We start from the raw sequence: 17,896 nt of genomic DNA on the forward strand, positions 1-17,896 counted from the left end.
CTTTTGACGATTTACTGCTCGTGTGTGGTGGCGCCGTGGCCCACTCTTGAGGCATCCGCCGGGCCCGGCCGGGAGTTGCAGCTCCCGGCCGCCGCATACGGCCCGCGGCTCACCGCAGCGCAGTCCGGACCTGAGGAGTTCGTCGTGAGCAAGGCACAGCACAACGACGTACGGGAGTCTGCCGCCGTGTCGCCGAACTGGCGGGCGGGCGTGTTCGTCGTGATCCAGATCGTGGTGGTCGTCCTGCTGGCGGCGGGTTACGACCTGCCGACCACGCTGGCCGTGGTCGTGGGCACCGGCCTCGCCGCCGGGCACGTCATCCGCCAGGTGTTCGGCCCTCTGCTTCCCGGCCGGGAAGCGCGATGAGCCCTGAGCAGGCCGGCCGGGGTCGTCCGGCCCCCCACCTCGACCCGCACAGGGGCCCGCTCGTGGCGCTCGCGTGGGCCCTGTTCGTCCTGCGTCCCCCACGTGGGCACAAGGGCTACCGGACTCTGGAGGAGATCGGCCGCCTCATCCGGTACGACAAGAGCAGGGTCTCCCGGCTGACCAACGGCAGGGATCTGCCGTCTCTGGAACCGATGAAGCTGTATCTCAAGCTTTACGGCGTCGAGGACACCGGGCCGTGGGAGCGGCTGCGCGACCTCGCGGGGAAGGCCGACAAGGAGAAGGCCGACAACGAGAAGGCCGACAACGAGAAGGCCGGTGAGGGGACGGACGAGCGCCGGCGGTTCGCGGAGGCCTTCGTCGAGCTGTGCACCGCCGGCCTGCCGGAGCAGTTCGCCGCACAGCAGGTGGGAACCGCGGAGGACCTCCTCGCCTCCTGGACCCCTCCCGCCTCCCCCGAGGACGAGGACGAGGACGAAGACGAAGACGAAGACGACGATCGCCGGGCGTCGCGGCTGTGGTGGACGGCGGGCGTCGCGGCCGGGCTGGTCGTGGTGGTCGCCGTCACCGTCACCGTCATCAGCCTCCGGGCGCACGGCGACGACGCCGCGGCGCGGGTCTCCACATCGGTGGTCCCGGTGTCGCCGGACTCCAAGTCGCCGAACTCGGCGCTCGCGGCCTGCGGGCAGCCCACCGCACAGCTGCGGATCGCCTCCTCGACCGACAAGTCCGCGATCCTCCGGGAGATCGCGCAGCGTTATGGGCCACGCTCCAGCCACGGCGGCTGCGTGACCGTCGTCGTGGACAGCGTCGACTCGGGCATCGCCATGCGGGCGCTGGCCCGAGGGTGGAATCCCGCGACCGACGGCCCGCGCCCGGACGTGTGGGCGCCCGCCGCGCGGTTGTGGCTGCAGGTCGCCCGGCAGCGGGCCGCCGGGAAGGACTCCCTGAAGCTGCTTCCTGAGTCCGCGGACCACTCGATCGTCACCAGCCCGCTGACCATCGCCATGCCCAAGAAGACCGCCCAGGGCCTCGGCTGGCCCGACAGGAAGATCGGCTGGAAGGACCTGGCCACTCTGGCCGGGGACGACGACCACCCACTGACGCTCGGCAAGACCAACCCCGAATACTCCACCTCGGGCCTGAACGCCACCGTGGCCGCGTTCTACACGCGGGTCGGCACCGTCGCGGAACTGGTCCCGGGCGACCTCACCGACCGGGAGAACCGGAAGAAGGTGCAGGCCATCGAGAAGGCCGTGGTCCACTACGGCGACACGACCCTGACCTTCCTCGCCAACCTGCGCCGCGCCGACGACGCCGGGCACGCGGCCGGCTACATCTCCGCGGTCACCGTCGAGGAGAACAGCGTCGTCGCCTACAACGAGGGTTACCCCTGCGGCAGCCGGTCGGACGAGCCCGGCTGCGCGAAGAGAGAAGCGCCGAAAGAACAGCTCGTCGCCTTCTATCCCACCGACATCGATCCCAGCGACGGCAGCGACGTCGGCACGATGTACTCCGACCACCCCTACATCCCGTTGAACGGGTTGTCCTCCGCGCAGAGCGCCGTGGCGGCGGACTTCCTCCACGTTCTCACCACGTGGGCGGGCGCCCGGGACCGCTTCACCGAGCTGGGGTTCCGCGGCCCGTCCCACGAGCTCACCGAGAACATCACCAAGGAGAACGGCGCCCCGGGCGTCCCCCTGCCCAAACCGCTCGCCGATCCCCCCGCCGACTTCGTGGACGGGCTCCTGACCGCCTGGCGGGAGCTGAGAAAGTCGGCCAACGTGCTGGTGCTGATCGACACCTCCGGTTCGATGAACTACGACGCCAAGGACAATCCCAATCGAGCGCCCGGCGAGCCGAGCAAGCTCGACCTGGTCAAGAAGGCGCATGGCCCCCTGCTCGACGGGTTCACCGAACGTGACCGGGTCGGGCTGTGGCACTTCTCCAGCACGCACGTCGTCGACGACGAGATCGCCGAGATGGGCGCCCGGGCCGCCGACGGCAGGACTCACAGCGAGCACCTCGAAGCGCACATCAGGGCCCTTCGTCCCCGAGCGGCCACCGCGCTGTACCAGACCATCGGCGACGCCGTGAAGTCGCTGCGCGACCACTACGACGACAAGGCCATCAACGCCGTCGTCGTGCTGACCGACGGCCGCAACGAGACCGCCGGCGGTCCCACGCTCGACGAACTCGTGCGCGCCATCGGCGGCCTGGACAATCCCGTACGCGTGTTCACCATCGCCTACGGCGGCAAGGCCGACACCGGCGCGCTGCGGCAGATCGCCGAGGCCACCCACGCCCGCGCGTACGAGGCGAGCGACCCCAACTCGATCGCGGGGGTGCTGACCCACGTCATCTCGAACTTCTGAGCGCGCCCGGTCTCGGCCGAGTCAGATGCGGTAGTCCCAGTCGAGGCGGCCCTCGCCGAGATCGTCGGCGAGGCCGCGGACGAAGTCGAGCTCGGCCCCGATCTGAACCCGCTGATACTCGCTCTCCACGAGGAACAGCGGGGCGAGGTAGGTCCGGCCGTCCGCGATCTCGGTGTCGAGCGCGGACAGCCGGGCCTCCAGCGCGTCGATCCGCTGCCGCAGCGCCGCCAGCGCCTCCTGGGGCGGTAGCACGGGCAGGAAGGCGAGCGCGGCGGGGAACTCGGGGAACTCGCGGGCCGGGGTGGACAGCATGGCGTGCATCCATTGCCGCAGCGTCTCGCGGCCGGTCTCGGTGGCCTCGTAGACGGTGCGTTCCGGCCGGTTCTCCTCGCGGGCCGTCTCACGTACAGCCAGGAGCCCGTCGCGGAGCAGGCGCTCGATCGTCTGGTAGACGCTGTTGCGCTGCGCGACGTTGACCACGTCGTCCTTGTGCCGCTCCTTGATCATCTGCTGCATCCGGTACGCGTGCATCGGCGCCTCGCAGACCAGCGACAACAGCGCCATGGCCAGGGGAGATCGGCGCGTAGGCATGGGCTCCATCGTATTCTTGTCGGCTCATAGTCATAATATGTATAGTCATTGCATGACCAAGAAAGCCATCATCATCGGCGGCGGGATCGCGGGTCCCGTCACGGCCATGGCACTGCGGCGCGCGGGCCTCGACGCCGAGGTCTTCGAGGCGTACGACCGGGGAGCCGACGGGGTCGGCGCCTTCCTCACGCTGGCGGTCAACGGACTGGAGGCCCTGCGGGTGCTCGACCTGCACGACCTCGTCCGCGATCTCGGCATGGACACGCCGATCATGGAGATCCGCAACGCGCGGGGCAGGCATCTGGCCACCGTGCGGCAGCCGAGCCGCACGCTCAAGCGCGCCGATCTCTACCGGGCGCTGCGCGACGAGGCCGTACGGCGGGGCGTGCGGGTCCACTACGGCAGGCGGCTCGTGGACGCGCAGGTCACCCGGGACGGTGTCCGCGCGATTTTCGCCGACGGCAGCGAGGCCGAGGGCGACCTGCTGGTCGGCGCGGACGGGCTGGGCTCGCGCACCCGTGCCCTCATCGACCCTCACGCGCCGCGCCCCCGGTATGTCGGGCTGCTGAACACGGGCGGCTTCGCCGACGGCGTCCAGGTGCCGGGCCGGCCGGGAGTGTCCTATTTCGTCTTCGGCAGGCGGTGCTTCTTCGGCTATCTCATCCATCCGGAGGGGCAGGTGTGGTGGTTCGCCAACCCGCCGAGCCGCCGGGAGCTCTCCCCGGAGGAGCTCGCGGCGATCTCGCCCGAGCAGTGGCGGGCGAGGCTCCTGGACCTGTTCGTGGGCGATGCCGGGCCGATGCGGGAGATCGTCGCGGCGACGCCGCACATCCTGCCGGCCTGGAACACCTACGACTTCCCGACCGTGCCGACCTGGTCCGGCGACCGCATGGTGATCGTCGGCGACGCCGCGCACGCGACCTCGCCGTCCTCCGGGCAGGGCGCGTCGATGGCCGTCGAGGACGCCGTGGTGCTGGCGAGGTGCCTGCGCGACGTGCCGGACACGCGGAGTGCGTTCGCCGCCTTCGAGCGCCTGCGGCGCGAGCGGGTCGAGCGGGTCGTGGCGCACGGCAAGCGCAACGGCGACGGCAAGGCGCCGGGCGTCGCCGGGGCCTTCGTCCGCGACCTGTTCCTCCCGGTGGTCCTGCGGCAGGTCGAGAAGCGCGACGCCCTGGCCTGGCTGCGCGACCACCGCATCGCCTGGGACGACCATGTCGCGATTTAATTGACCGGTCGTTCTCGAATGTTCTAGGGTCGGGGTCATGGCCAGGACCAAGGAGTTCGACCCCGGCGCGGTGCTGGAGCGGGCACTCGACCTGTTCTGGCGGCGCGGATACGAGGCCACGTCGATGGCCGACCTGGTCGAGCATCTCGGCATCGGCCGCGCCAGCATCTACGCCACGTTCGGCGGCAAGCACGACCTCTACCTGAAGGCCCTGGAGCGGTACGTCCAGACCCGCGACCCGAGCCTCGTGGAGCTGCTGTCCCAGCCCGGTCCCGCCCTGCCGGCCGTACGCGCCCTGGTCGAGCTGTACGCCGAGGACGCGGCGGCAGACCGCGACCGGCGCGGCTGCATGGTCGTGAACGCCGCGGCCGAGCTGCTGCCGGACGACCAGCCGGTGGCCCGGTTCGTCGAGGCGAGCTGGACCGGCCTGGAGACGGCGCTGACCTCGGCGCTGATCCGCGCCCGGGCCCAGGGCGAGATCTCCGCGGAGGCCGACCCCCGGGCGCTGGCGCGGTTCCTGCTCGTCTTCCTGCAGGGGATGCGGGTGATGGGGAAAAGCCACGGAGACCCCGCCCGCCTCCGCGACGCCGCCGCCCAGGCCCTCGCGCTCCTGCGCTGATCTTCCGGCAGGTGGGTTCACTATGCCTCAATTCTTGACCGTTCGTTCTAATTGGATCGCGGCCGCGACGGTCGCCGCCGCGTCGACCCGGCAAGGAGTGCGGATGAGGTTCGCGGACAAGGTGGTGCTGGTCACCGGAGCGGGTTCCGGGGCCGGCCGGGCGGTCGCCCGGGGGTTCGCCCGGGAGGGCGCGGTCGTCGTGGCGGCCTCGCGGGGGCGGGAGGCGCTGGAGCATACCGTCAAGCTCATCGAGGCCGAGGGCGGCCGCGCCGCCGCCGTCACTGCTGACGTGACCGACTCGCCCGATCTGGCCCGGCTCGTCCGGGAGATCGTCACCCGGTTCGGCCGCCTCGACGTCGCGGTCAACAACGCCGGGATCTTCGTGGGAGGCGCCGTCGCGGACCTGCCGGAGGAGGACTGGGCGCGGGCCCTCCACGTCAACACGACGGGCGTCTTCCTCGCCATGAAACACGAGATCGCCGCGATGCGCGCGCAGGGTTCCGGGGTGATCGTGAACGTCGCCTCGAACATCGGGGCGCACGTCCGCTATCCCGGTCTCGGCGCGTACGCCGCGTCCAAGGCCGCCGTCAGCGCGCTCACCCGTACGGCCGCGCTGGAGGAGATCCGGGCGGGCATCAGGATCAACGCGGTCAGCCCGGGCCCGCTGGACACGGCGATGTCCCTGCGCCCCGGGGAGTCAGCGGCCGACCGGGCCGCCCGGCTGGCGGACGCGCTGCCGATCGGCCGGGTGGGCGCCCTCGACGAGATCACCGGGACCGTGCTCTGGCTCGCCTCCGACGACGCCGGCTTCGCCGTGGGGCTCGACCTGGTGATCGACGGCGGCGCCTCGGCGTGACCCTCCCGCGACGGCGCGGGCGTAGCGGGTGGTCAGCACGCGCAGGTGGTCGACCAGCTCGGGCGGGCCGGTTACCTCGAAGTCGAGGTCGAGCAGGCCGAGGTGGACGGCGAGGCTGTTCAGGGTGTCGGACCCGGTGACCAGCACGCAGGTGCGGCCGTCGACGTCCTCCACGACGCCGACGGCGGGGTTGATCCGCTCAGCGACCACCTCGGCGGGGGCGTGGACGAGCACCCGGGCGTGGTGCCGCCAGGCCGCCGCCGACACGCCCCGGGCGACGTACGCCGCCGCGCCGCCCTCGGGCGGGTCCCGGGGCGGGAAGCGGGGGCCGGTGGGCGTGCGCGGCGCGACGCGGTCCACCCGGAACGTGCGCCAGTCGTCCCGGCCGGTGTCCCAGGCCACCAGATACCAGCGGCGGCCCCAGGACACGAGCCGGTACGGCTCGACGACCCGGACGCCGGAGGAGCCGTCGTGCGCCCGGTAGTCGAAGCGCATCCGTTCGCGGTCGCGGCAGGCCGCCGCGAGCACGCTCAGCACCGCGGGGTCGATCACCGGGCCCGGCCGGTCCGGCGGCACCGGCTCGGTGTGCGTCTGCAGGGCCCCGACCCGGCGGCGCAGGCGTGACGGCAGCACCTGTTCGAGCTTGACGGCGGCGCGCTCGGCCGCCTCCTCGATCCCCGTCACCCCGGCGGCGGCCCGGAGCCCGATCGCCGCGGCCACCGCCTCGTCGTCGTCGAGGAGCAGGGGCGGCATCGCGGCCCCGGCGACCAGCCGATAGCCGCCGTCGGTGCCCCGGGTGGACTCCACCGGATAGCCGAGCTCGCGCAGCCGGTCGACGTCGCGGCGCACCGTCCGCTCGCTCACGCCGAGCCGGTCGGCCAGGGTCGCGCCGGGCCAGTCGCGTCTGGCCTGGAGCAACGACAGCAGGCGCAGCAGCCGCGCCGAGGTTTCCAGCATGTTCTCAGTCTGACGGCACTTCAGGACAGAACCTGTCCGGAAGGGTCCGTACCGTCTTCTTCATGAGCGAGAACACACAGATCACGCCCTTCCGCATCGATATCCCGCAGGCCGACCTGGACGACCTGAAGGACCGGCTCGCCCGGACCCGCTGGCCCGACGAGATCCCCGGCACGGGGTCGGAGTACGGCGTGCCGGTCGAGCGCGTGAAGCGGCTGGCCGGCTACTGGCGCGACGGGTACGACTGGCGGGCCCGCGAGGCCGAGATCAACCGGTATCCCCAGTTCACCACCGAGATCGACGGGCAGAACATCCACTTCCTGCACGTGCGGTCGCCGCACGAGGACGCCCTCCCGCTGATCCTCACGCACGGCTGGCCGGGCTCGATCGCGGAGTATCTCAACGTCATCGAGCCGCTGACGAACCCCGAGGACCCGGCGCGGGCGTTCCATCTGGTGATCCCCTCGCTGCCCGGCTTCGGCTTCTCGGGCCCGACGAGGGAGAAGGGCTGGAACCGCTACCGTACGGCGCGGGCCTGGGCGGAGCTCATGCGGCGGCTCGGCTACGACCGGTACGGCGCGGTGGGCAACGACGGCGGGTCGTTCGTCTCGCCCGAGGTCGGCCGGGTGGACCCCGGGCACGTCGTCGGTGTCCACGTCACGCAGATCTACTCCTTCCCCTCCGGCGACCCGGCGGAGATGGCGAACCTCACCGACGAGGACCGGCGGGGCCTGGAAGTGCTGCAGTGGTTCTACGAGAACAAGATGTCGTTCAACATGGTCCACTCGCAGCAGCCGCAGACGCTGTCGTACGGGATCTTCGACTCGCCGGCCGGGCTGCTCGGCTGGAACGCGCAGTTGTTCGGCGAGGACGTCGACGACGACTTCGTGCTCACCAACACGATGCTCTACTGGGCGACCGGCACCGCCACCTCGGCGACCCGGTTCTACTACGAGGACGCGCACGCCGAGCATCCGAAGGAGCCGACGACGGTCCCGCTCGGCCTGGCGATGTTCGAGGGCGACTTCGTGTCCATGCGCACCTTCGCCGAGCGCGACCACAAGAACATCGTCCACTGGCGGTCCTACGGCGCGGGCGGCCACTACGCCGCCCATCTCCGGCCGGACGTGCTCGCCGCCGATCTGCGCGACTTCTACGACACCCTGCGGTGAAGCGGGGCGTATCCGGGTTCTTGACCTGATCCGGGGCGTGCGGGGGAATGCCGGTCGCCGCACGCGGAGCGGGCATCGGGAATGATGACCACATGGGGCGAGCAACGGGGCGGACGCGGACGAGATGGATTCCGCGGGCCGTCCTGGCGCTCCTCGCGGTCGCGGGCATGGCGCTGCCGGGAACGGCGCTGGCGGGAACAGCGCTGCCGGGGACGGCGCTGCCGGGAACGGCGGCGCGGGCCGACGACGGGGAGCGCCTGCTGTTCCGGTTCCGGGACCAGCGCATCACCGAGTCGAGCGGCCTGGCCGTCTCGCCCACCCACAAGGGCATCGTCTACACCCACAACGACAGTGCCCACCTGGGGCAGATCTTCGCGGTCGGCCCGGACGGCCGCACCCGCGCCACCTTCACGATCGGGAACGCCGATGCCAGGGACTGGGAGGCGATGGCGGCCTCCGTCGATCCCGCCACCGGCCGCGGCGTGCTGTGGATCGGCGACATCGGGGACAACCTCGCGGACGGCGGGAGGAACGGCTGGCCGGACGTGTCCGTCTACAAGGTCGTCGAGCCCCGGACGATGGCGGACGCGACGCTGCGGGCCGTCCGGTACCGCTTCCGCTACGCCGACGGCCCGCGCAACGCCGAGGGGCTGATGGTCCATCCCCGCACCGGCCGGCTCTACGTCGTCAGCAAGGAGTTCTCCGGGAACGTCTACGCCGCCCCCGCGAAGCTCCGTACGGACAGGGTGAACGTCCTGCGGCGGGTCGGGGAGGCGCCCCTCATGGCCACCGACGCGGCGTACGCCCCCGACGGGTCGAGCTTCGTCATCCGCACGTACTTCTCCGCGACCGTCTACCGCGCGCCCGGGAAACCGCTCACACGCGTCGGGATGCCCCCGCTCGAACAGGCCGAGTCGATCACGTACACCAAGGACGGCATGGCCCTGCTGACCGGGAGCGAGGGCGAGAAGAGCCCGGTCTACCGGGTGCCGCTGCCCGCCGTCGCGCGCCCGAGCCCCTCCCCGACCCCGCATCCGAGCCGGGCCCGTACCTCCGCGCGACCGCGTGCGGTCGCGGCGCGAGGTGAGGAGCCCGCCGGGAAGGACGGGCTGGGCGTGCCCATGCCGTTGTTATGGGCCGCGGCCGCCCTGGGGGCGACCGGTGGCATCGCGTTCCTCGCCTACCGCACGGGCCGCTGAGGCCGCACTCCGCCGGCTGATGCGGGTCGGCTGATGCGGGTCGGCTGATGGTCAGCTGAGGGGCCGGCTGATGGGCCGGCTGGTGGTCAACTGATCGGCTGACGCGCCCGGCTTGGGGGCCGGGCGCCGTCGGCGCCCGGCCCCCCCGGGGAGTGTCCGGCGAATCACGCCCTGCCGCGCGCGGCCCGGGCGGCGTCCGCCGGACTCCCCGGCGCCGCGAGTGTCAGCCTCGCGCGTACACGCGGTGGACGAACTCGGCGAGCTTGCTGTCGGGCAGTTCCTTGGCGAGGTCGGCCTCGCTGATCATCCCGACGATGCGGTGGTTGTCGATCACCGGCATCCGCTTGATCTGGTGCTCCTCCATCTTCGCCAGGGCCTCCTCGACGCTGGCGCCGGCGTCCACCCAGACCAGGCCGCGGGCGAGTTCGCTCGCCGTGGTCTGGTCGAGGTCCTTGCCCTCCGCGACGCACTTGATGACGATGTCGCGGTCGGTGATGATGCCCTTGAGCCGGTCGTCGTCCCCGCAGATGGGGAGCGCGCCGACGTTCATGTCGCGCATCATCTCCGCGGCCGCGCGCAGGCTCTCGTGCTCGCCGACGCACTGGGCGCCCTCGTGCATGACCTGGCCCGCGGTCTTGTTCACTCCCTCTGTGGTCATGGCTAACCCCCGATTCCCTCTTTTGGGGGGTTATGCCCCGTTTATCCGGAATGCTTCACAGTCGAGGCAGGAAGTGCTCCCCGCGCAGCGCGCGCTCCACCAGCGTGATCGACTCCGCCAGCCGGACGAGGCGGGGGCCCTCCCGCCGGTAGGCGTCGAGGACGGAGGCGACCGCGTGCGGCGGCAGGTGCTCCTTGAGGTCCACGGCGGCGCCGCGGTATCCCTCCCTGGCCGCCTGGATCGAGGCGCCCACCTGCTGGCGGGCCATCCGGGCGAGCGCGAGCGGATACCGGCGCAGCACGCCGTACGCGCGGTAGTCCGGCGGCACGGCGTCGAGCAGCCACGACACGGCCGACGTCTCCCAGTCGGGGCTGCCCGGCGGGCGGACCTCCGGCGGCCAGCCGGGTGGCACGTACACCCCGCAAGCATACCGAACAGAGGTTCGATCACGACGTGGCGGCTCCGGTCGCGCGACAATGGGACACATGCCTCTGACAGCCCTGACGTCATGAGAATCGGGATCGTCGGCGCCGGCATCCTCGGCCTCGCCGTGGCCCGGCGGATGGCGCGCGAGGGCGCCGAGGTGACCGTCCTGGAGAAGGAACCCCGCGTCGCCGCCCACCAGACCGGGCACAACAGCGGGGTCGTCCACGCCGGGATCTACTACCAGCCGGGCTCGCTCAAGGCCACGCTCTGCCGGGAGGGCGTCGCGATGCTGCGCGCGTACTGCGCCGAGCACGGCCTGCCGTACGAGGAGGCGGGCAAGCTCGTCGTGGCCTCGACCCGGGCCGAACTGCCGGGGCTGCGCCGCATCGCCGAGCGCGCCAGGGAGAACGGCGTGCCCGGCGTCGCCGAGCTCGACGCGATCGGCCTGCGGGAGATCGAGCCGTACGCCGCCGGGGTCGCCGCGGTCCACTCGCCGCACACCGCGATCACCGACTTCGCGGCCGTCGCGCGCCGCCTCGCCGCCGACGTGGCCGAGGCCGGCGGGTCCGTACGGCTCTCGCATCCCGTACGCGCGATCCGGCAGACCGCGGACGGCGTGCTGGTGGCGGCGGGGCGGGAGCGGTTCACCTTCGACCGGCTGATCTCCTGCGCCGGTCTCGGCACCGACCGCGTGGCGGAACTGGCGGGGGCGGACGGCGACGTGCGCATCGTCCCCTTCCGGGGGGAGTACTACCGGCTCGCCGGACCGGCCGCGGGCCTCGTCCGCGGGCTGATCTATCCCGTGCCGGACCCCCGCTACCCCTTCCTCGGCGTCCACCTGACCCGCCGGATCGACGGGGAGGTCCTCGCCGGGCCCAACGCCGTCCCCGCGCTCGCCCTGGAGGGCTACTCGTGGGGGCGCGTCTCGCCACGCGACCTGCGCGCCATCCTGTCCTGGCCGGGCACCGGGAAGATGGCGGCCGAGCACTGGCGGACCGGCGTGCGCGAGGTGTACGGCTCGCTGGTCAAGCGGGCGTTCACGGCCGCCGCCCTGCGGTACGTGCCCGCGCTGACCCCCGCCGATCTCGTCCGCGCCGGATCCGGCGTACGGGCCCAGGCGGTGACCAGGGACGGCAGGCTTCTGGACGACTTCGCGATCGACGTGCGCGGGCGGATCGTGCTGGTGCGCAACGCGCCGTCGCCCGCCGCCACGAGCAGCCTGGCCATCGCGCGGCACATCGCCTTAACGGTTCCCTTAGCCTTCTAGGTCTAGAGTGCTGGCGCCATGGTCGCTGAAACTTCCGAAGCCCGGCTGCTGGTCGTCGAGGACGAGCCGAACATCCTCGAACTGCTCGCGGCCAGTCTGCGCTACGCCGGATTCGAGGTGCACACCGCGTCCGACGGCGGCGCGGCGGTCGCCGCGGCCTACCGGCACCGCCCGGACCTGATCGTGCTCGACGTCATGCTGCCCGACATGGACGGGTTCGACATCGTACGGAGGCTTCGGGGCGGCGGCACCCACACCCCCGTCGTCTTCCTCACGGCGCGGGACGCGACCGAGGACAAGATCCGGGGGCTGACGCTCGGCGGCGACGACTACGTGACCAAGCCGTTCAGCCTGGAGGAGGTCATCGCCCGCATCCGGGCCGTACTGCGCCGCACCGCCGGCGACCCGCTGCCGGCCCCGCCGCGGCTGACCTTCGCCGACATCGAACTGGACGAGGAGTCCCACGAGGTCTGGCGCGGCGGCCGCGTCGTGTCGCTGTCGCCGACGGAGTTCAAGCTGCTGCGCTACTTCATGGCCAACGCCGGCCGGGTGCTGTCCAAGGCGCAGATCCTCGACCACGTGTGGGACTACGACTTCCGCGGCGACGCCGGGATCGTCGAGTCGTACGTCTCGGTGCTCCGCCGCAAGCTCGACAACGCCAATTCCCGGGCCCATCCCCGGCTCATCCACACCCTGCGCGGCGTCGGCTACGTCATGCGCACCCCACCCACCCGACCCTGATCCCGTACCCGCGAAGGCCCCGCCGCAGATACGGCCCAGAGCCGCTACGGTGCCGCGACGCCTTGAATTCTCGTGAAAGCACAGAGTTACATCCACGGTGCGTCATAGCATCGCTGCTATGGACTATTGAGCGGGCTCGTCGAGCCCTGCGTCGTTGTGTCGAGTCGGCGCACACCGTGGACGAGGAAGAAGAAGCGGTATGAGCGAGCAGGAGACCTGGCGGGAACTCCGGGATCGCCGGATGGCCGAGCCCGGCGCGGCAGAGGCATACGAAGCGGCTCGTCTCGCCTACGAACTGGGCAGGGCGGTCCGCGTGATGCGGGAGGCGCGTGGCTGGAGCCAGAACGATCTGGCTCGTGAGGCCGGCATGACCCAGTCGGCGGTGGCGCGGTTCGAGGCTGGAGGGACGGTCCCCACCCTGCCTGTCATCGAGCGCCTGGCGAACGCTCTGGACGCGGAGGTCGAGGTCCGTCTTACACCACGGGCTCCCGCTGCGTGACCACGCCCGCGCTGACCCGTACCGAATTCCGATGTCCATATGCCGTCAGGCCGCGAGCAAAGCGCGGCGAGCGGTCTCGCTTGCGGCGCCGGAATATGAGCGTTTCAAGCGATCGCGCTTCGCCTACTTCGTTGATGTCTTCGTCTGGTTCGAACTTTGAACCACTGGCGCGGAGCAGAGTCGGCGCGGTGGGTGTAGAGGGCCCGATGACGATCCGACGAGCGGCCGGGCGGGGGTTTCCGGGTCCGGGACGCTCCGGGGCCGCTGGTAAACCGCCCGGACGACGACGCGTTCCCGCCACAGGTGATAGAGCGCGATCGCGAAGATCATCGAGCCGATGAGGTTGGCGATGGCGTGCCACCAGATCCGGTACGTCCACAGGCCGGGCCCCGGGTCCAGCAGCCCGAACCAGGTCGACAGGCCGATCGCCTGCCTGGCTCCCAGCGCGACGGACACCGTCAGCGCGAGGTGTTCCAGACCATGGATGCCCTGCATCCACACTCCCATCCGCCCCCACCGGCGTGCCTGGGTCCGTCCCGCCCAGCGGGTGATCACCATGACTCCGGCGAGGCCGGCGAGGAAGACGAAGTTGCCGGTCAGATGCAGGATCTCCATGCCCAGTGACGGCTTGGACGGATCGACCCGGCCGAACCCGTTCGCCAGGCCCGTCCCCAGCGGGGTCATCCACGGCTGGGCGTTCGGGTGGAAGACCCAGTAGGCCGCCTGCGCGACGTGCTCCTGGAGATGCCCGATCTGCCCGGCTATCCCCAGCCCGATGATCGCGACCGCTCCCGGGAACACCCAGGGCCGCACCTCGTGGTGCTGCGCGTACGCGAGGACGGCGACGGCGCCCCACATGACGACGGCCCACGCCAGGAGGACGGCCGCTCCCGCGATCTCCCACCATTCCACGCTCATCGGACTCATGCCGCTCCCTCCCGCAGGTCCGCTACGGCCCGTCAGACGCCGGTGATCCCTCCCTCGATCATTGCCGTGTGCGACACCCCTGCCATCTCCGAGCGTGCGGGATGGCCGCTGCCGCACTCCCTTCTCAGGTGCGGGGGTAACGATTGCCAAGGATCGCCGTGAAACCTCGCACCCTCAGGAGCGGCGTGCGATTATCGCACTATGAAAGAGCCTGGCGAGTGGGCGGACATAGGAGAGCGTGTACGCGAGTGCCGCTTGGCGGCCGGCATGTCGCAGGAGCAACTCGCGGCGGCGCTGCGGCTCGACCGGACGATGATCGCGAAAATCGAACGGGGGGCACGCCGAGTAGACGCGCTTGAACTCGCCAAGCTGTCCTCGGTGCTCAAGGTGCCTTTGACCTATTTCCTCACTCCGGCACCGCTGGTCGTGTCCCGTCGCGCGGAACTGGCCGACGACACGCTCACGGACGCGGCACGCCAGTCCTACCGCCTGGAAGTGGCTCTTTCCGCATGGCTGGCCGACATCCGCCAAATGATCGACATGGGAGGCTTTTCGCCTCCGGGAAGAGAGCGATATCCGGTCGCGATCCAGGACGCGTCGGATGCTCGCCGAGCGGCACTGTGGGTGAGAGATCGGCTCGACCTCGGGCGTGGGCCCATCGACTCGCTCATGAGCGTGTGCGAGCGGCTGGGGCAACTGGTCGCGGTGGTCGAAGTGCCGGGCGAGGGAGCCTCGCTGGTCGAGGACGATCTGGCTGTGGCGGTCGTCAGCAGGCACGATGACCCCGGGCGCCGCCGCGCGACCGCGGCTCATGAGCTGGGGCACCTGATCGTCGGGGACGAATACTCCACCGACATAGGCGTCCATGTTTCCCGCGACGACCGAGAGGCGATGATCGACGCCTTCGCCGCGGAGCTGTTGATTCCGGTTGAGGCATTCGTGGCCCCTGTCCGACGGAGCGAAGCGGTGAGGCGCGAAGACCTGGTGAGCCTCGCCGCGCGTTTCAGAACCTCCTGGTCGTTGACCATCCGGCAAGCCGTCGTATCCGGGGTCATCGATGGGAACGCCGCGAGAGAGATGCGCAGGAGGAATCCGACCCGGGCGGAATTGATGGAAGCGGTCGGGTGGGCGCCGCAACCCGACCTCGAAACGGTCCGGGTGCCCCCGAGTTACGCGCATGCGGTCGTGGAATGCTTCAGGAGGTCGCTCATCACGGCTTCCCGCGCCGTCGAACTGATGCGTGGTCAGATCGTCGCGGCCGATCTTCCGCTGCGTGATGACGCGGAACCCGATCTGTGAGCCATACCCAGCCCGCCCCCGTCTCGTGTTCGACGCGATGTGTCTCAACCACTTCGCCCGCGCCGAACGCCTGGACGTGTTACGCGATCTCCTGGCCGGTATCACCTGTCTGACCACTCATGTGGTGCGGGAGGAGATCCGTGCAGGAGTAGAGAATCACCCGGCCCTTCAGGCCGTGCTGGACACGGATCGGCTCGGCATCGCGAGGCTGGATTCCCTGGAGGAGATCAGCTGTTTCGCGAAATGGGTGCAACGCATCGGATCCTCGGACCGCAATCTGGGGGAAGCCAGCGTCTTCTCAGCGGCTGAACTGGCGCGCGGGATCGCCATAACCGATGATCGGGAAGCTGTAAGTGTGGGAAAGGCACACGGCCTGGAAGTCCACGGCACCGTCTGGCTTCTCGCTCGTGTCGGCTGGGACGGGAAGCTCAACGAGGTGGCTGCCGGGAACATCGTCGATGCCTTGATCGCGACCGGGATGCGCCTGCCGTGTTCCGGCTCGACGTACGGATCCTATGTTCGCCGCACCATGAACAGGTGAGTCCAGGGCCGGACCGCTTGGCCCTACGAACATGGTGCTGGGTTGCCGGGGGATCAGTGGGGGGCGGGGAAGCCTTCGTCGGGGAAGGCGGTGGTCGTCGTGGGGAGGACGACCTGGTCGCCTTCGGAAAGGCCGGTGACGACCTCCACACTGGTGTCGCCGCGGACGCCGACTTCTACGGGCCGCCGGACCTGGGCGCCGCCGCCGTCGGTCACCGTCACCACGGCCGTGCCGTCGCCCTGGACGCGTACGGCCTGGGAGGGGACGTAGAGCGCGTCGGCCGCCTCGTCGGTGGTCACCTTGACGGTGGCGCTCTGCCCCAGCAGCAGCCGGGCGGGGCGACTGGCGAGGTCGATGCGTACGCCGTAGCGGACGAGCCGGTTGGAGGTGGTCGCGGTGGGGTCGATGTGGGCGACCGTCCCGGCGTACTCCCGTCCCGGTTGTGTGGGCAGCGTGACGACCGCGGCCTGACCGGTCTTCAGGAAGCGGATGTCCGACTCCGTGAACAGCGCCTGCACCTGCAGGTTGTCGAGGTCGCCCAGGGTGACGAAGGCACCCGAGGTGTAGTGGGCACCCGTGTCCCCCGAGATCGACAGCACCGTGCCGTCCGCCGGGGCCTTGATCCGGATGCCCGCGAGGGCCTCCTTGGCCTCGGCCAGTTCGGTCGTCGCCTGGCTGACCTGCGCCTCGGCCTGCGCCTCGGTGAGCCGCGCGCCCCCCTGGCCCGTCTGTCCGCCTCGGCCGCCCTGCCCGCCTTGACCCGCCTGGCCGCCTCCGAAGCCCGCGTGTCCCTGGCTGCCCTGGCCCCGGCCGCCCTGCCCCTGCGGGTTCTGTCCCTTTCCGCCCTGGTCGGGCGTGCAGGTGCCGGAGGGACGGCCGGGGGATGGGCTCGGCGTGGCGGAGGGAGTCCCCGACGGCTGTCCGGGTGACTGCCCAGGCGGTGCGGTGGGTGGAATCGAGATGCTCACCTCGGGATCGGGCGCGGTCCTGCCATCGTGGCCGGGGTTCGGGCGGTGCGTCCCCGTCGGGTGCGGATGCGGATGCGGGTGCCGGTTCGGCGAGGACGCGGGCGTGGGACCGGGCTTGGGTCCGGAACCACCATGCTCACCACCCCTGTACACCGCGAGCATGGCGCTCGCGGTGCCCGCCGTTCCGTTGCTCGCGTGGATCTCGGTTCTCGCCGTGTGGGCACTGCCCGGGCTGATCGCGAGGACGGTGCTCGTGCCGCCGCCGGTCGGCGCGTACGCCGCGAGCAGGGCCGTGGCGGGCGCCGGCAACTGGTCCACGGCCCGGGAGGAAGCAGCCTGTGCGCGGGTGCCGGACGGGGGCCCGGCGGACGGGCGTGCGGACGGCTGGGTGGTCGGATGCGCCGAAGGGCGGGGAGACGGCGTCGGGCAGGTCGTCTGACCGCCGCCGGAACCTCCCGGCCCCGCCGATCCGGCACCCGCCCCAATCGTGCCCGCGCCGGTCGTCCCTGCTCCGGTCGTGCCTGTGCTGGTTGTGCCCGCGCCGGTCGTCCCTGCTCCTGTGGTGCCTGCGCTGGTCGTGCTCGATCCGGCCGTTCCCGAGCGCGATCGACCGCTTGGGGCGCCGGCGGTCGATCCGGCCGCGCCGGTTCCTGCTCCACCGCCTGTTCCGCTGCTGTCGGAAGGGGCGGATCCGGCGCCGCTTGAGGACACGGCGGCGCTTGAAGATACGGAGGTGCCGTTCTTGACGTCGTCGAGGGTCTCGCGGGCGGCGGCGAGGGCGGCCTTGGCGGCCTCGTAGTCCTCCCGGGCGATGGTGTCGTCGATCCGGGCGAGGACCTTGCCCCGGCGGACCTTCTCTCCCACCTTCACGTAGACCTTCTCGACCACGCCCTCCGCCCCGAAGGCGAGATCGCGCACCCCCGTGTCGACCGTGTTCCCGGCCGCCGAGACGTACGCCGTGACCGTGCCCCGCCTGACCGAGGCGAGCGACATCCGGCCGGTGTCGGAGGAGTCGTCGCCGGTGGCGGAGATCACGGCGACGCTCGCGATGACGATCCCCGCCAGCGCGAGCCCTCCGACGCGGTATGGGGCGCTCGATCTCATGGCGGTCATCCTGCTGACGCCATGTCACCGGTGGCTTGGCCGTACCTGAAAGTTGTCTGTGGATGCGGACTACAGGCGGACTGTCAGC

Annotated in this window: 17 protein-coding genes and 1 pseudogene; 12 read left to right on the top strand and 6 right to left on the bottom strand. The window is 71.1% G+C overall.

Going from position 1 to position 17,896, the window contains the following annotated elements; genetic code table 11:
• The first annotated feature begins 144 nt into the window (after positions 1–144).
• Together F5972_RS31355 and F5972_RS31360 are read left to right on the top strand one after the other, a co-directional pair.
• Positions 145–366 (top strand): hypothetical protein, encoded by a 222-nt coding sequence (locus tag F5972_RS31355; RefSeq protein WP_150938799.1) that lies wholly within the window; start codon positions 145–147, stop codon positions 364–366.
• Positions 363–2,759 carry a substrate-binding domain-containing protein gene (locus F5972_RS31360; RefSeq protein WP_150938801.1) on the top strand — a complete coding sequence of 799 codons (2,397 nt, stop codon included), beginning with the start codon at positions 363–365 and terminating at the stop codon, positions 2,757–2,759. The genes F5972_RS31355 and F5972_RS31360 overlap by 4 nt, the downstream gene beginning before the upstream one ends.
• 21 nt (positions 2,760–2,780) lie before the next feature.
• On the opposite strand, the gene F5972_RS31365 is transcribed toward F5972_RS31360, so the two are convergent.
• The gene (locus F5972_RS31365) at positions 2,781–3,350 is read right to left on the bottom strand and encodes a PadR family transcriptional regulator (protein WP_225312057.1); all 570 of its coding nucleotides are present in this window, start codon (positions 3,348–3,350) and stop codon (positions 2,781–2,783) included.
• 52 nt (positions 3,351–3,402) lie between these two features.
• On the opposite strand from F5972_RS31365, the gene F5972_RS31370 reads away from it, so the two are divergent.
• From F5972_RS31370 to F5972_RS31380, 3 genes are all read left to right on the top strand, one after another.
• On the top strand, positions 3,403–4,575 hold the full coding sequence (locus F5972_RS31370) for an FAD-dependent monooxygenase (RefSeq protein ID WP_150938803.1): 1,173 nt from the start codon (positions 3,403–3,405) through the stop codon (positions 4,573–4,575).
• A gap of 37 nt (positions 4,576–4,612) precedes the next feature.
• The gene (locus F5972_RS31375) at positions 4,613–5,194 is read left to right on the top strand and encodes a TetR/AcrR family transcriptional regulator (protein WP_150938805.1); all 582 of its coding nucleotides are present in this window, start codon (positions 4,613–4,615) and stop codon (positions 5,192–5,194) included.
• Between the two features lie 103 nt (positions 5,195–5,297).
• Positions 5,298–6,050, top strand: coding sequence for an SDR family NAD(P)-dependent oxidoreductase (locus F5972_RS31380; RefSeq protein ID WP_150938808.1), 753 nt, complete (start codon positions 5,298–5,300; stop codon positions 6,048–6,050).
• 6 nt (positions 6,051–6,056) lie between these two features.
• Here the strand turns inward: F5972_RS31380 and F5972_RS31385 are convergent.
• Positions 6,057–7,007, bottom strand: a pseudogene (locus F5972_RS31385) (helix-turn-helix transcriptional regulator); the annotation flags it as partial.
• Between the two features lie 62 nt (positions 7,008–7,069).
• Here F5972_RS31385 and F5972_RS31390 point away from each other — a divergent pair.
• Positions 7,070–8,179, top strand: coding sequence for an epoxide hydrolase family protein (locus tag F5972_RS31390; RefSeq protein ID WP_150938810.1), 1,110 nt, complete (start codon positions 7,070–7,072; stop codon positions 8,177–8,179).
• A 92-nt stretch (positions 8,180–8,271) separates the two neighbouring features.
• Positions 8,272–9,378, top strand: coding sequence for a hypothetical protein (locus F5972_RS31395; protein ID WP_225312058.1), 1,107 nt, complete (start codon positions 8,272–8,274; stop codon positions 9,376–9,378).
• A 223-nt stretch (positions 9,379–9,601) separates the two neighbouring features.
• Here the strand turns inward: F5972_RS31395 and F5972_RS31400 are convergent, their stop codons facing one another.
• Positions 9,602–10,036 carry a CBS domain-containing protein gene (locus F5972_RS31400; RefSeq protein WP_150938812.1) on the bottom strand — a complete coding sequence of 145 codons (435 nt, stop codon included), beginning with the start codon at positions 10,034–10,036 and terminating at the stop codon, positions 9,602–9,604.
• A gap of 55 nt (positions 10,037–10,091) precedes the next feature.
• The gene (locus F5972_RS31405; protein ID WP_117408357.1) at positions 10,092–10,454 is read right to left on the bottom strand and encodes a hypothetical protein; all 363 of its coding nucleotides are present in this window, start codon (positions 10,452–10,454) and stop codon (positions 10,092–10,094) included.
• Between the two features lie 90 nt (positions 10,455–10,544).
• Between F5972_RS31405 and lhgO the strand changes: the two genes are divergently transcribed.
• From lhgO to F5972_RS31420, 3 genes are all read left to right on the top strand, one after another.
• Positions 10,545–11,729 carry an L-2-hydroxyglutarate oxidase gene (gene lhgO, locus F5972_RS31410; RefSeq protein WP_150938814.1) on the top strand — a complete coding sequence of 395 codons (1,185 nt, stop codon included), beginning with the start codon at positions 10,545–10,547 and terminating at the stop codon, positions 11,727–11,729.
• Between the two features lie 18 nt (positions 11,730–11,747).
• On the top strand, positions 11,748–12,470 hold the full coding sequence (locus tag F5972_RS31415; RefSeq protein ID WP_150938816.1) for a response regulator transcription factor: 723 nt from the start codon (positions 11,748–11,750) through the stop codon (positions 12,468–12,470).
• A gap of 199 nt (positions 12,471–12,669) precedes the next feature.
• Entirely contained in the window at positions 12,670–12,969 is a 300-nt protein-coding gene (locus F5972_RS31420) for a helix-turn-helix domain-containing protein (protein WP_150938817.1), read from the top strand.
• Between the two features lie 123 nt (positions 12,970–13,092).
• Here F5972_RS31420 and F5972_RS31425 read toward each other — a convergent pair whose 3' ends face one another.
• Positions 13,093–13,896 (bottom strand): DUF6008 family protein, encoded by an 804-nt coding sequence (locus F5972_RS31425; protein ID WP_225312059.1) that lies wholly within the window; start codon positions 13,894–13,896, stop codon positions 13,093–13,095.
• Between the two features lie 201 nt (positions 13,897–14,097).
• On the opposite strand from F5972_RS31425, the gene F5972_RS31430 reads away from it, so the two are divergent.
• Both F5972_RS31430 and F5972_RS31435 read left to right on the top strand, forming a co-directional pair.
• Positions 14,098–15,195: a helix-turn-helix domain-containing protein gene (locus F5972_RS31430; RefSeq protein WP_150938819.1), complete on the top strand. Its 1,098-nt coding sequence runs from the start codon at positions 14,098–14,100 to the stop codon at positions 15,193–15,195.
• 25 nt (positions 15,196–15,220) lie between these two features.
• The gene (locus tag F5972_RS31435) at positions 15,221–15,736 is read left to right on the top strand and encodes a hypothetical protein (protein WP_150938821.1); all 516 of its coding nucleotides are present in this window, start codon (positions 15,221–15,223) and stop codon (positions 15,734–15,736) included.
• 53 nt (positions 15,737–15,789) lie between these two features.
• Here the strand turns inward: F5972_RS31435 and F5972_RS31440 are convergent, their stop codons facing one another.
• The gene (locus F5972_RS31440; protein ID WP_150938823.1) at positions 15,790–17,808 is read right to left on the bottom strand and encodes an efflux RND transporter periplasmic adaptor subunit; all 2,019 of its coding nucleotides are present in this window, start codon (positions 17,806–17,808) and stop codon (positions 15,790–15,792) included.
• Between the last annotated feature and the right edge of the window lie 88 nt (positions 17,809–17,896).

The organism is Microbispora cellulosiformans (assembly GCF_008728085.1).
GTDB classification, from domain to species: Bacteria; Actinomycetota; Actinomycetes; order Streptosporangiales; family Streptosporangiaceae; genus Microbispora; species Microbispora amethystogenes.

What these genes read in the sequence shown, in the direction of transcription:
- F5972_RS31395 (WP_225312058.1), top strand. Translation starts at nt 8,272, where the DNA reads ATGGGGCGAGCAACGGGGCGGACGCGGACGAGATGGATTCCGCGGGCC.
- F5972_RS31365 (WP_225312057.1), bottom strand. Translation starts at nt 3,350, where the DNA reads ATGCCTACGCGCCGATCTCCCCTGGCCATGGCGCTGTTGTCGCTGGTC.
- lhgO (WP_150938814.1), top strand. Translation starts at nt 10,545, where the DNA reads ATGAGAATCGGGATCGTCGGCGCCGGCATCCTCGGCCTCGCCGTGGCC.
- F5972_RS31440 (WP_150938823.1), bottom strand. Translation starts at nt 17,808, where the DNA reads ATGAGATCGAGCGCCCCATACCGCGTCGGAGGGCTCGCGCTGGCGGGG.
- F5972_RS31380 (WP_150938808.1), top strand. Translation starts at nt 5,298, where the DNA reads ATGAGGTTCGCGGACAAGGTGGTGCTGGTCACCGGAGCGGGTTCCGGG.
- F5972_RS31415 (WP_150938816.1), top strand. Translation starts at nt 11,748, where the DNA reads ATGGTCGCTGAAACTTCCGAAGCCCGGCTGCTGGTCGTCGAGGACGAG.
- F5972_RS31370 (WP_150938803.1), top strand. Translation starts at nt 3,403, where the DNA reads ATGACCAAGAAAGCCATCATCATCGGCGGCGGGATCGCGGGTCCCGTC.
- F5972_RS31425 (WP_225312059.1), bottom strand. Translation starts at nt 13,896, where the DNA reads ATGAGTCCGATGAGCGTGGAATGGTGGGAGATCGCGGGAGCGGCCGTC.
- F5972_RS31360 (WP_150938801.1), top strand. Translation starts at nt 363, where the DNA reads ATGAGCCCTGAGCAGGCCGGCCGGGGTCGTCCGGCCCCCCACCTCGAC.
- F5972_RS31430 (WP_150938819.1), top strand. Translation starts at nt 14,098, where the DNA reads ATGAAAGAGCCTGGCGAGTGGGCGGACATAGGAGAGCGTGTACGCGAG.
- F5972_RS31390 (WP_150938810.1), top strand. Translation starts at nt 7,070, where the DNA reads ATGAGCGAGAACACACAGATCACGCCCTTCCGCATCGATATCCCGCAG.
- F5972_RS31420 (WP_150938817.1), top strand. Translation starts at nt 12,670, where the DNA reads ATGAGCGAGCAGGAGACCTGGCGGGAACTCCGGGATCGCCGGATGGCC.
- F5972_RS31375 (WP_150938805.1), top strand. Translation starts at nt 4,613, where the DNA reads ATGGCCAGGACCAAGGAGTTCGACCCCGGCGCGGTGCTGGAGCGGGCA.
- F5972_RS31400 (WP_150938812.1), bottom strand. Translation starts at nt 10,036, where the DNA reads ATGACCACAGAGGGAGTGAACAAGACCGCGGGCCAGGTCATGCACGAG.